13 protein-coding genes are annotated in these 12,520 nt (G+C 54.9%); 8 read left to right on the top strand and 5 right to left on the bottom strand.

The window, feature by feature from the left end:
• Nucleotides 1-35 precede the first annotated feature (35 nt).
• Genes PHE17_RS02750 through PHE17_RS02740 form a run of 3 tightly spaced genes read left to right on the top strand, consistent with a single transcriptional unit; the run spans nt 36 to nt 1,775 of the window.
• Complete coding sequence (locus PHE17_RS02750) at nt 36-764, top strand: ankyrin repeat domain-containing protein (protein WP_301014283.1); 729 nt, start codon at nt 36-38, stop codon at nt 762-764.
• A gap of 17 nt (nt 765-781) precedes the next feature.
• Complete coding sequence (locus tag PHE17_RS02745) at nt 782-1,123, top strand: hypothetical protein (RefSeq protein WP_301014282.1); 342 nt, start codon at nt 782-784, stop codon at nt 1,121-1,123.
• A gap of 43 nt (nt 1,124-1,166) precedes the next feature.
• Complete coding sequence (locus PHE17_RS02740; RefSeq protein WP_301014281.1) at nt 1,167-1,775, top strand: hypothetical protein; 609 nt, start codon at nt 1,167-1,169, stop codon at nt 1,773-1,775.
• Nucleotides 1,776-1,777: 2 nt separating this feature from the next.
• Here PHE17_RS02740 and xerC read toward each other — a convergent pair whose 3' ends face one another.
• From xerC to dapF, 3 genes are read right to left on the bottom strand one after another with little or no spacing between them, the layout of a single operon-like run.
• Nucleotides 1,778-2,689, bottom strand: coding sequence for a tyrosine recombinase XerC (gene xerC / locus PHE17_RS02735; RefSeq protein WP_301014280.1), 912 nt, complete (start codon nt 2,687-2,689; stop codon nt 1,778-1,780).
• Between the two features lie 2 nt (nt 2,690-2,691).
• A complete protein-coding gene (locus PHE17_RS02730; RefSeq protein ID WP_301014279.1) occupies nt 2,692-3,411 on the bottom strand; it encodes a DUF484 family protein in 720 nt (239 codons plus the stop codon).
• Nucleotides 3,408-4,247: a diaminopimelate epimerase gene (dapF, locus tag PHE17_RS02725; protein WP_301014278.1), complete on the bottom strand. Its 840-nt coding sequence runs from the start codon at nt 4,245-4,247 to the stop codon at nt 3,408-3,410. Before dapF ends, PHE17_RS02730 begins: the two co-directional genes overlap by 4 nt.
• 128 nt (nt 4,248-4,375) lie before the next feature.
• Between dapF and PHE17_RS02720 the strand changes: the two genes are divergently transcribed.
• Together PHE17_RS02720 and bioF are read left to right on the top strand one after the other, a co-directional pair.
• A complete protein-coding gene (locus tag PHE17_RS02720) occupies nt 4,376-4,606 on the top strand; it encodes a sulfurtransferase TusA family protein (RefSeq protein WP_301014277.1) in 231 nt (76 codons plus the stop codon).
• 53 nt (nt 4,607-4,659) lie between these two features.
• Nucleotides 4,660-5,826 carry an 8-amino-7-oxononanoate synthase gene (gene bioF, locus PHE17_RS02715; protein WP_301014276.1) on the top strand — a complete coding sequence of 389 codons (1,167 nt, stop codon included), beginning with the start codon at nt 4,660-4,662 and terminating at the stop codon, nt 5,824-5,826.
• On the opposite strand, the gene truD is transcribed toward bioF, so the two are convergent.
• Complete coding sequence (gene truD, locus PHE17_RS02710; protein ID WP_301014275.1) at nt 5,765-6,847, bottom strand: tRNA pseudouridine(13) synthase TruD; 1,083 nt, start codon at nt 6,845-6,847, stop codon at nt 5,765-5,767. The two genes, bioF and truD, sit on opposite strands and share 62 nt — an antisense overlap.
• A 7-nt stretch (nt 6,848-6,854) precedes the next feature.
• Nucleotides 6,855-7,790, bottom strand: coding sequence for a prenyltransferase (locus PHE17_RS02705; RefSeq protein ID WP_301014274.1), 936 nt, complete (start codon nt 7,788-7,790; stop codon nt 6,855-6,857).
• A gap of 81 nt (nt 7,791-7,871) precedes the next feature.
• On the opposite strand from PHE17_RS02705, the gene ubiD reads away from it, so the two are divergent.
• The 3 genes from ubiD (at nt 7,872) to PHE17_RS02690 (ending at nt 12,514) form a co-directional block, all read left to right on the top strand.
• Complete coding sequence (gene ubiD / locus PHE17_RS02700; protein ID WP_301014273.1) at nt 7,872-9,335, top strand: 4-hydroxy-3-polyprenylbenzoate decarboxylase; 1,464 nt, start codon at nt 7,872-7,874, stop codon at nt 9,333-9,335.
• Between the two features lie 239 nt (nt 9,336-9,574).
• Nucleotides 9,575-10,807: a diguanylate cyclase gene (locus PHE17_RS02695; RefSeq protein ID WP_301014272.1), complete on the top strand. Its 1,233-nt coding sequence runs from the start codon at nt 9,575-9,577 to the stop codon at nt 10,805-10,807.
• Nucleotides 10,808-10,936: 129 nt separating this feature from the next.
• Nucleotides 10,937-12,514: a hypothetical protein gene (locus tag PHE17_RS02690; protein ID WP_301014271.1), complete on the top strand. Its 1,578-nt coding sequence runs from the start codon at nt 10,937-10,939 to the stop codon at nt 12,512-12,514.
• The last annotated feature ends 6 nt before the right edge of the window (nt 12,515-12,520 follow it).

Below are 12,520 nucleotides of genomic sequence, written 5' to 3'. Positions count from 1 at the left end.
AGATGGCGGGCAATCAATAAACATAGAGAACCGACATGCACACCAAATACCCAAGCCTGCTGTTGGCAGGCATTTTGACCCTTTCAGCCAGCCTCTCCGTGATGGCGGATGACACTAGCGATGTTTTGGGCGTTACTACTACCCCACCTGCGGCTGCTCCGGTAGCTGCACCTGCGGTGGCTGACCCTGTAGCTACCGATCCTGCGGTTGCAGTCGACCCAGCGGCGGCTGCACCTACTGCCGTTGCCGATCCCGCGTATATGCCCGACCCTACGGCAGCACCTGCCACCGACGCCAATGGCGCACCTGTGGTTGCGGCTGACGGAACCGCTGCGCCTGCTGCACCCGCCGCCGAAGCCGCCCCTGCCGTACCGCAAATCTCGCAAGCCGAAAAGGACTCCCAGTTTTGGTTAGCTGCCAAAAATGGCGACAGCGCAACCGTCGCCAGCATGTTGCAGCAGGGAGCCAACCCCAACACCACCAATGACAACGGGGCAACCGCAATCCATGCGGCTACGGCCTTCGGCTCCTTACCACTAGTCATTTACCTGCACAAAAGCGGCGTTGACATCAATGCCACCACCGCCAAAGGCTGGACAGCGATGCATACTGCCGCCCGCTTTGGCAAAGCCGACATTGCCAACTACCTGAAACAGCAAGGGCTAAACCCCAACCAAGCGACCACCGACGGCACTGGCAAAAGCCCCGTGCAAATGGCACTGGACTTGGGTGACTTACGTACCGCCCGCATTCTTGGCTACTAATTGAGGAAACACCGACCATGAAACTGACATACCCGTTGCTATCGCTTGCCCTGCTGGCGAGCCTGAGCGCTTGTACCCAAGAAACCCAAAATAAAATCGGACGCGAAATCAACAACTGGACAGGCGTCAATGGCGTGCTGGAAGTCTATGCCGGTGACAAACTGGTACGGCGTTTCGTCAAAATCGACAAACTGACCACTGCATTAGGCACTGACAGCAGCAAAGAACGCCCTTACCGCTACGGTTACGGTATACTAGACGCAAACCTGAACGGCGTAGTTGATTCAGGTGAGAAGAAAGTTTATTTTGAGGTCAGTGATTACTCAACGCCTTATGTATTCTTTGAAAACCCATCCTGAAACAGTTTGGCGGCTGTTGTTTACAATTCAGGGAAGATGACGAATGCTCCGAAAAAGTTTAACCATTAGCCTGATTTCGCTGACATTGCTGCTCAGCGCGTGCGGCAACGATGACGCAGGTAAAGATGCGGGCAAGCCAACTGCATCCGCCAGCCCAACGCAAACAGCACCGGACGCTGGCAGCAAGTTTGCCATCACCAGCAATGCGGCAGGACTAGTCCAGCTTGGCATGAGCTTGGATGATGTACTGGCAGCACTGCCGGATGCCACCACCAAAACCGAACAAGGCGGCGATGGCATTGAGTGGACGAATATTGAGTTGAAAGGCAAGGCCGTGATGAGCGTCCTGCTGAATGAGGACCACACGGTTTCGCTGATCCGCGTATTCAGCCCACAATTTACTACCGAACAAGGCGTAACTGTGGGCGAAAACCTGCAAAGCGCCGCTGACAAACTCGGCGGCCTGAACGAAATCCAATCCACAGAAATCGAATCGCGTGAATTTGCCACTTTCAAGAACGCCTCCCCTAGCATGGAGTTTCAAGTTATTGGCAAAGACGGCTCTGCGGGCGTCTACAACAACAATGAAACCACCACTGCGGTTGCCTCACCTTCTGCGACCATCCATTCCATCTGGATTATGGAAGACTAAAGCTACTTCCGGCGTGCCCGTGGGTGCGCCTTGTCGTACACGCTTGCCAAATGTTGGAAATCCAAATGAGTGTAAATCTGGGTAGTGCTGATGTCAGCATGGCCCAGCATTTCCTGCACTGCGCGTAAATCCCCCGATGATTCCAGCATGTGGCTGGCAAACGAATGGCGTAATTTGTGCGGGTGTACGTGCTGTTCCAAGCCCTGTTGCAAGCGCCAATGGTTGATACGGAACTGCACACTGCGCGGGTGCAAGCGGGTTCCGCGCATACTCACGAACAGCGCCGTTTCGCCATGTGCCGCCATCGCGCCACGCTGGTATAACCATTCCTGTAAGGCAGCTAAAGCCACCCGCCCGACCGGGACGTAACGTTGCTTATTACCCTTACCCGTTACCCGCACCTGTTGCTGGCGTTTGTCCAGATCGTTGACATCCAACCCCACCAATTCCGACAGGCGCAAACCGGAGGAATACAACAATTCCATCAAAGCACGGTCACGGATTGCCAACATATCATCCGCACCAATATCCAATAAACGGTCAAGCGTTTCGGCATCCAAGGTATCGGGTAACTTGCGGGCTTGCTTGGGCGATTGCACATCTACCACTGGGTTGTGCGGAACCAAGTTTTCACGCAACAGGAAACGGTAAAAACGGCGAATGGAAGAGAGTTTGCGTTGCAGGCTTTTGCCCGACAGCCCTTTGCGGTGCAATTGGCTCATCCACTGGCGGACTTGCCACGTCTGCACGGTTGCTAATTCAGGTTCAGGCGCGGGGGTCGCTTGCTTTTCCAGCCAAGCGATGAAATCGTGCAAATCGTGCTCGTAACTGCTGACCGTGCGCGGGGAATAGCGTTTTTCGCTGGCTAAATGGTGGTGGTAACGTGAAAGGATGCTATCCGTGGCTTCATTCACCGTTACATGCCTGCTTCCGCCGTGTGCAGCGGTGGCTCCAAATGACGTGCCAGCGCCCGTGCCACCAAATCACCCAGTTGGGAAATGAATAGCGTGCCCATGCCGGGGTAAAAACGCGCTTCATTGGCGCTACCCAAGGCCAGCACACCGATTTCACGGGCTTCATACAGCGGGATCAGCACCGCCGATTTAATGTCTGCGCCATCCTCACCGAACAAGAAAATCTGCTGGCGCGGGCGCAACCTGCCGCACACGGGTTGGCGTTTACGGAACAGCGTTGCCAGTTGTTTCAACGCCTTGTCTTCCGGGGCAATGAAATGCAGCCCATCACGCGACTTGCCATGCCCGATCAAGCGCAACACCACATTATCGGCTTTGAAATCGCCACGTAACATATCGTTACAAGTTGCCACTACCGCATCCAACCCGTCACAGTTCATCAGTTCCAAAGCCAGATGGTGCAAACGGTTTACCACATGCTCACTGTCGCGGGCAGCTTTGAGCATGTCGTGCTGGCGCTGCTCAACTTCTTGGCAACGGCTACGCAAGCGCTGCACCAAACGCTCTAACAGGGAAACCGCAGCGCCGGTATGCGGATGGGGAATCCGCAAGTGATCAAGCAATTCCTCATGCTCGTGGAAAAAGTCCGGGTGCTGCAACAGCCACGCCGCCACCTGCGCTGCGCCGATAGCTTGATCTTCCTGTGCGTCTTGTGTGCTCATAAGCTGAGTGTTCCCCTGAATACCGTTTCTGCTGGGCCTGTCATCCACACGGGTTGCCCATCACCTTGCCACTGGATTTGCAATTGCCCGCCATGCAACGCGACTGTCACTTGCCCGTCCAGCAAGCCTTGCAAACAGCCCGCCACCACGGCAGCGCAAGCACCCGTACCGCAAGCCAGTGTTTCGCCTGCGCCGCGCTCGAACACCCGCAAACGGATGTGTCCGCGATCCAGCACTTGCATAAAACCCACATTGACCCGCTTAGGAAAAGCCGGGTGTGACTCCAAACGTGCGCCCAGCACTCCCACCGGGGCTGTGTCCACATCCTCCACTTGCAGCACTGCATGGGGATTGCCCATCGAAACCGCTGCAAATGACACCCTTTGCTCCTCAATGTCCAGATTATAAAGCGTTTGGCGGCTTTCGGAAATGAATGGAATACGTGCAGGCTCCAGTTCCGGCACACCCATATTCACTGTCACCTGCCCATTAGGCTCGATTTGCAGCACAATGCGCCCACTCGCGGTCATTACTGGGATCGTGGTCTTCTGCGTCAAGCCTTGATCATACACGAAACGGGCGAAACACCGCGCACCATTCCCGCACTGTTCCACCTCGCCGCCGTCAGCATTGAAAATCCGGTAGCGGAAATCTGCATCGTCCCCCTCGTAAGCTTCCACCACCAGCAATTGGTCGCAGCCGACCCCGAAATGACGGTCGGCAATCCGGCGGATTTGTTCGCCACTCAAATTGACCTGCTGGTTGATGCCATCCAGCACCACAAAGTCATTGCCAATCCCGTGCATTTTCGTGAAATAAAGCTCGCCGCTAGCCATAGTGGATACCTGTTGCCTAAAAGCACAAGTATACAAAGATATGGCGATTCGGCAATTTTGGTGATATGTTACATGCATCAAGTTTTGGATCGCACTCACATTAACTCTGAGATCAGGAGAGAGAAGACATGTCTGATTTTAAACAGGAACTGGACGCCCGTGGCCTTAACTGCCCACTGCCAATCCTTCGCACTAAAAAGGCCATTAATGGTTTGGCTTCCGGCGAAATCCTGAAAGTAATTGCAACTGACCCAGGCTCCGTTAAGGACATGGAAGCATTTTGCAAACAAACTGGTAATGAAATGGTTAGCACCAGCGAGACTGGCGGCGAATACACTTTCATGATCAAGAAAGGCTAAATGCCTGCTGGGGGCGGATAACCTTCGCCCCCACGCAACATCCCCTACAGCACATGCCTCCCGATTCAAAATTCACCAAACTCCGCACCGAACTTGAAGCCCGCCGCTCCCGGCATCTTTACCGCGAAACCCGCACTGCTGATTCCCCGCAACAACCGCATGTTGTCGTAAATGGCAAACGGATGCTGACGTTTTGCAGCAATGATTACCTTGGCCTTGCCAATCACCCCGATGTCATCCGCGCTTTCCAACAAGCCGCCAATACCTATGGCGTCGGCAGTGGCGCAGCGCACTTAGTCAACGGGCATTTCCGCCCGCATCAGCAATTGGAAGAAGCACTCGCAGAATTCACCGGACGTGACCGGGCGCTGCTATTTTCCACGGGCTATATGGCGAATTTAGGCGTGGTGAATGCACTGCTGGATGGGCGCAAAGACCGCGTTTACGCCGACCGTTTGAACCATGCCTCACTGATAGATGCAGGCTTGCTGTCTGGGGCAAAACTGACCCGTTACCCGCACAATAATACCGTGCACCTGCGCCAACGCTTGCTGGCACAGGAAGATGCCGATGCCACCCGCCTGATCCTCACCGACGGAGTATTCAGCATGGACGGGGATGTTGCCCCGGTGCAAAAACTCGCCCTGATTGCCCGCGAACACGATGCATGGCTGATGGTGGATGATGCGCACGGTATCGGCGTATTGGGCAAAACTGGCGCAGGTTTGCTGGAAGCTGAAGGCTTGAGCCAAGACGACGTGCCGATCTTGATGGGTACGCTCGGCAAAGCGCTGGGAACCGCAGGCGCGTTTGTTGCGGGCAGCAACGACTTGATTGAATACCTGATCCAAACCGCCCGCACGTGGATTTACACCACCGCACAACCACCCGCGATTGCTGCCGCCACCTTGGTCAGCCTGCAACTGGCGCAAACCGAAACATGGCGGCGGGAACATTTACAGGCGCTGATCCAACAATTCCGCCAAGGTGCGGCACAGCTTGGTTTACCGCTGATGCCTTCCGATACCCCGATCCAACCGATCTTGATCGGCAGCAGCGAGCAAGCCATGGAAATCAGCCGTAAGCTGGAAGCGCAAGGCATTCTGGTGACGGCGATCCGCCCACCGACCGTGCCTGCAAATACCTCCCGCTTACGGGTTACGCTGTCGGCAGCACATTCGGCGCAGGACGTGGAACAGTTGCTGGCTGCGCTTGGGTAAATTCCCCTAACTGTTCCAGCAATACCGTGGCGTATGCACCCGGTGGCAAGGTAAATGACAGCCGCAAGGTTTCCGCATCCAGCACCTCGAAACCGATTTCCCCGACTTTGATGCGTAAGGCGCGGCGTTCCTGCTTCAACCCCTGCTTTTCCAACCCCGCACATAAGATCGGGAATTGGGCAGCTTGTTCGGATTCCAGTGCCCGCGCTTCCCCTTGGGAATCCAGTTCGCCCTTGCCCCATAAGACGCCACTGGGATGGATGTCGAGTGTATCCAAACGCTCTTGGAGGTTGGGGGCATTATCATCCGCAAACCATGCATGGCTGCCTTCCAACATGAATACATCACCCGGAAGGCGTTGGTTCCATGTGCCCTGTGCTACCCGTTGCGCGAGAATGTGGTTGAAAATCCACGAGCGGGCAGCAGACAGGTACAGGCTAAACTGGTTACGGGTTTTGGGGCGCAATTCACCGCTGAACCAACGGGTGGCTTTTTCCACATTGCCGCCCTCATTGCCGAAACGCTGTTCGCCGTAATAGTTAGGCACACCGTGGCTGGCAATTTGCTGGCAGATACTTTCAGCTTGGGCGAAATCCCCCGTGCAATGGCGCAAGGTGAGGATAAAACGGTTGCTGCTGAGTGCGCCACGCCGCAACTTCTTGTCATGGCGGCACTGTTGGAGGATTTCGATCTCCGGTGGCAGGCTGGAAAAATCCGGGTCGGCCTTGCCGGGCAGTTGCAGGCTGTACCATTGGGTGGTGACGGCGTGGCGGTCTTTTTGCCCTGCGTAACCCACGTCTTTCGCCGCCATGCCCGCGATATTGGCAAGCTGGATCGCTACCCAGTCGGTGTTGGAACTGGTTTTGCGCACTTGCAGCCACAGGTGCTCACCCGTGCCGGAGAGGGCGATGTCCATCTGTTCATCAACGATGAAATCTTCCGGCAGGATACGGAATTGACCGCACAGTGGGGCAGCGTAAGCGCGGGCAAATCCCGGCGGGTTGTGGTGGGTATTATTCATGCGCGGACTATACCAGCCACAGGGTTAGGGTTAACAGCATTCCGTGCAGCACCATGCTGGCGATGGTCATTTTGATGGCTGGCTCCAACGCGGCGGGCTGCTGGGCATTTTCCCGCAAGATCACGCCCGCTTTAAACGCCAAGCCCAACGGCAACACGCTTAGCAACGACCAAAACGGCACTGCCCCCGTCAGCGCGAGTAACAGCAAGATTGCAGCAGCCAATGCAACGGAAGCGAGGTAAATACTCGGCGACTTTTCCAAGCCCAAACGCACCACCCAATGGTGTTTGCCACTGGCAGCATCGGCCTGATGGTCGGGGAACTGGTTGATGAAGAGGATATTCATCACCAACAATGCCACCGGCAAACTGACAAGGACTGGGTAAAACGCCATTTCCCCGGTTTGCACAAACCACGCACCCAATGGAGTGAGGATGCCGAAACCCAGCGCCACTGCCGGTTCGCCCAAGCCCCGGCTATTCAAACGCAAGGGCGGCGCGGAATACCCCCAGCCCAGCAGCAAACCTGCCACGCCAATCCACAGCAAGCCCGTACCGCTTGCCCATGCCAGCCCTACCCCCAACAGCATCGCGGTGGAAAGCAGCAATGCGCCGAACACGAAAGTTTCCCCCGAACTTAACACCCCGTTTTGGATGAAGCGGCTGCCGCCCGTGAAGGGAAAAATTCGCTGGGTATTGCAACGGTCAGTACCATTTTCATCATCGTAATAGTCGTTCAGTACATTGATCCCCGCGTGTACCAGCGCCGTTGCCAACAACGTCAGCAACAACAGCAGGAAACTGACCTTGCCACCACCGTGCGCCACCGCTGCCGCACCGATCAGCACGGGAATCAGGCTCGCGGCGAGAAAGCCGGGACGGGTTGCCAACCAATAACGCAGGAAATGCTTGTTCAGGAGTGCCTTGTCGGGTTCTTGTGCCATGTTTTGCCTACCTAACGACGAAAGCCCGGATTATACGCAAGCCCATAGCCGCTTGGCTGATATTTCCGTTATTATCCCCCCATGAAATACCAAGACCTGCGTGACTTTATCCAGCAACTGGAAAAAATGGGCGAACTGAAACGGATCAAAACCGAAGTTGACCCCTATCTGGAAATGACCGAAATCGCCGACCGCGTGCTGCGGGCAGGTGGCCCTGCGCTGCTGTTCGAGAACCCCAAGGGGCATAGCGTGCCGGTACTCGCCAACCTGTTCGGCACACCGCGCCGTGTAGCCTTGGGCATGGGTGAGGAATCGACCGAAGCCTTACGCGAAGTCGGCAAACTGCTGGCACTGCTGAAACAGCCAGAGCCACCGAAGGGTTTCAAAGATGCGTGGAACTCCCTGCCGGTATTCAGAAAAGTGCTGGATATGGCTCCAAAGGTAGTTAGCAAGGCGGCTTGCCAACAAGTGGTGGTGGAAGGCGACAAAGTGGATTTGAGCCGCTTGCCGATCCAGCATTGCTGGCCGGGGGACGTTGCCCCGCTGATCACATGGGGCTTGGTCATCACCAAGGGGCCGGAAAAAAGTCGGCAGAATCTGGGCATTTACCGCCAGCAAGTAATCGGCAAGAATCGCGTGATCATGCGCTGGTTGTCGCATCGGGGCGGGGCGCTGGATTTCCGTGACTGGCAGCAAGCCAATCCGGGCAAGCCGTTTCCGGTGGCAGTGGCAATTGGCACTGATCCGGCAACCATTCTGGCAGCGGTCACGCCGGTTCCCGATACGCTTTCCGAATATGCATTTGCGGGGCTGCTGCGCGGTTCGCGGACGGAAGTGGTGCAGGCCATGGGGTCGGATTTGCAAGTTCCCGCCTCGGCAGAATTTGTACTGGAAGGGCATATTTACCCCGACGACATGGCTCCCGAAGGGCCGTATGGCGACCACACCGGCTATTACAACGAAGTAGACAGCTTTCCGGTGTTTACCATTGAGCGCATTACGCACCGCAAAGACCCGATTTACCACAGCACGTACACGGGGCGACCGCCGGATGAACCGGCGATTTTGGGCTTGGCGTTGAATGAAGTGTTCGTGCCAATTTTGCAAAAGCAATTTCCTGAGATTGTGGATTTTTACCTGCCGCCGGAAGGCTGTTCATATCGCATGGCAGTGGTGAGCATTAAGAAGCAATACCCCGGTCACGCCAAGCGGGTGATGATGGGGGTTTGGTCGTTCCTGCGCCAGTTCATGTACACCAAGTTCATTATCGTGGTGGATGATGATGTGAATACGCGCAAGTGGGAGGATGTGATCTGGGCAATGACGACGCGGATGGATCCGGCGCGGGATACCACGTTGATTGAGCATACGCCGATTGATTATCTGGATTTCGCCTCGCCCGTGTCGGGGCTGGGGTCGAAGATGGGGATGGATGCGACCAATAAATGGCCGGGGGAAACCACGCGGGAGTGGGGTACGCCGATTGTGATGGATGCGGCGGTCAAGTCCCGCGTGGATGGGATGTGGGGGGAATTGGGGCTATAACCCTCCAAGAGGGTTTGCGCTGAACAATTGGGCAAATTATCCCAACCAGTAGCTAACCCATGAATTTCGCACATTTTTTCAGCTTGCTGCTGTCGATAATTTACATCTATGATTGATAACGTAGAATTCACAAGAAAAAGCGTAACTAGAGCGGACATACGCTATAGTTAACCTTGACTACCTACAGGGGCAGTCAGTCAAGGCACGACGACCGTTTGACACGAAAAGCAGAACACGCAATGTTAATGAATAAGAAAAAGACAGGTTCACCATCCAACATACCGCCCGTCGTATTGCACGGTCAAATTGCATTCCTTTCCCGTCATGGCTCGATTTGGTTCTGGGGCAACTTGTTTGCGGCTAGCCTTTTCGTGTTGCTACGCTGGGTCGAGGGTGATGAAAACATGGCGTTGCTACTGATCTGGTACACGGCGGTCGTGGCAATGGGGGTGATGCGTTGGCTGTTTGGCCAGCAATTCCTGCCCACCTCTGCGTATGCCCACACGCAGGAGGAATTAAACGCCTTCGGGCAACGTTACCTGTTTTACTCCACGCTGATCAGTGCGCTGTGGGGCGCGTCTGGGATTGTGCTATTTTCCCCGCAAGATTTGATACAAGCGGTGCATGTGTTGCTGCTGGCGACGGCGGTGATTTCCGCGATGCCGGTGCTGGCGCTGTCGCGGTTTGCGTTGTATGTGCAAATCACCATCATTATGTTGCCCATTACGCTCAACTTGGTGCTACTGAATGATACAGCCCACCAGTCGCTGGCGGTCGCGGCATTATTACTGGGCGTGCTGCTGGCAATGGCCTCACAGTTTGTTACCCACCTGTTGAATGACTTGCACGCAGCCAAGCTGCAAATGCAGGAACAGGCGCACACTGACCCGGTGACACAAATTCCTAACCGGCGCTTCTTCGATAGCATTTTTAAGACGGAATGGCGGCGGGCAGGACGGGAAGGCAAAAATATTTCGCTGCTGATGATTGATGTCGACCATTTCAAGCGCTACAACGACCGCCACGGGCATCACGCAGGCGACCAATGCTTGCAAATCATTGCGCAATGCATTAAAGCCGTGGCGCGTCGCGCTTCAGATGTGGTGGCACGCCACGGTGGTGAGGAATTTGTCATCCTGTTACCGGATACCTCGCTGGAAGATGCTGCCAAATTAGCGGAACGCCTGCGTAAAAGTGTGGAAGAGCAACGCATTCCGCATTCTGACGGCGCTATTCCGCGCATTGTTACGGTCAGCGTGGGTGTTTCGTGTTGCACACCGAGCACTCCGCACGACAACGCCACCAACGAAGATACCGGGCTGGTCTATCCGGCGATGCTGTTAAATGCTGCCGACCGTGCGTTGTACCGGGCAAAACGCAACGGGCGTAACCAAATTTCCAAGGAGAACTGCGGGCAAGAAGTCATCAAACTCCCGCTCTCCCCTGCCCCAGCGGTAACACATGCGGCTTGATTGATATAAGAATTTATCATTTCCTTGTGCTACTTTTTTCTGATATAAAGCGCAGTCTAATTGTTTGACGGCTATTTCTCAGAAAAATACAAAGAGGCTAGGAATAAACCATGTTTTCGACAACACGCTATGAGTATTGATAAGCACCAAATCCTTGCCGAGTTGGATCGGGTGCTTGCTAGTCCGGGCTTTCGCAGCAGGAAACTGATCAAAAAGTTTCTCCACTATGTCGTGCAAGAAACGCTCAATGGTCGTGGGGACGACCTGAACCAATACAGCATTGCACTTCATGCGCTGGGCAAACCCGCTGATTTCTCACCGTTTCATAACCCGGTGGTGCGTATTGAAGCGGGACGCTTGCGCAAACTGCTGGATGCGTATTACCGCAATAGTACGAACCACGGCACGGTTATGATCAATATGCCGAAAGGTTCTTACCAGGTTGAATTCAACTTCCCTTCCAAACAAGTAGCAGCGGCTAAAGCTACGCCTACACAAGAAGCAGGGCTGGTGCGCATCACCGAAGGCCCGCGTTTGTTTGTGCACTTCCAAATGCTGCATGGGGAAGACAGCGCAATTTATCCGCTGCTGTACAAATTACGCGGCGATTTATTGTTGATGCTGAGCCGCTTCCGTAATATCCGACTGGTTTCCTCGGTATCGCTCAAAACTGACCAGACCCTCACCCAACAGGTGTTACGAAATACGTGGGAGCAGTTCCAAGCGGATTACATCCTCAATTGCGACATCCGCTCCCATACTGATGGTGTTGACCTATGTTACACGCTTGCGCACACCCGCAGCGATGAACTTGCGTGGCAAAGCATCATCACCCTGCCCGCCCAGCCGACCCAAGATGACTTGGATGGCATGTGCCGTGAAGTAGCCGCCAGCACGGTTTCGGTTCACTCTGGCATTGCGTTGCACCACTGGGCGCAATACTTGCTCAATAGCCCCGCCACGATCCCTGTACATCAGCGCGTCCTCGTCGATTATTTGGCTTTCTTGCACAACATTACCCGCGAAAGTTTTGCGCAAACCTTAGCAACTTGCCAACAACGCCTGCAACAATTCCCGGAAGACAGCAAAGCACTGGTAATCTTGTCGCGCTTGTGTGGCTATGAGCATGTGTTGCAATACGGCCTGATTGAGGATTTGGATGGCGTGTGGACTCATGCGGCACGCATGGCGATGAAATTCGACCCCGGCAATGCCGAAGCGCATTCGGTGTTTGCCCATAACAGCTATTTTCGCAGTGATTACACCCTCTGCCGCATTGAACTGGAAATTGCCCGCCAAGCCAATCCGTTCGATATGTCCGGCGAATATTTGCGCGGGATGGGTTTGTACTTTTTGGGCGACAAAGAAGCTTCCCTGCAAACCATTGAGCGTTTGCTGAGCACCCGTTTCACCCAGCCGGATTGGTATCATGTGTTGCCATTCCTGCACCACTTCAACCAAGGTGATTACGCGCAAGCCCTGAACCACGCGGAACGTATCCAGCGCTTTGGGTTTTGGGGAGAACTGGCGCGGTGCGTGAGTTACTTCCATCTGGGGCAGCACGAGCGAGCCAAGGCGGAGTTGTTAGGCTTGGTGAAAAAAAATCCGGCTGTCCGAAATGCCCGCAACGCTTCCCAATTTCCGTTTGCAGCACATCCTGCATTTAACAAAATATGGGATACAATGGGCGCTCTTCTCGCTAGATAGATTGCA

It is taken from the genome of Thiothrix sp., assembly GCF_028714775.1.
Classification (GTDB): domain Bacteria; phylum Pseudomonadota; class Gammaproteobacteria; order Thiotrichales; family Thiotrichaceae; genus Thiothrix.
The sequence above is the reverse complement of the archived record's forward strand: the minus strand, read 5'-3'. Positions and strand labels throughout refer to the sequence as shown.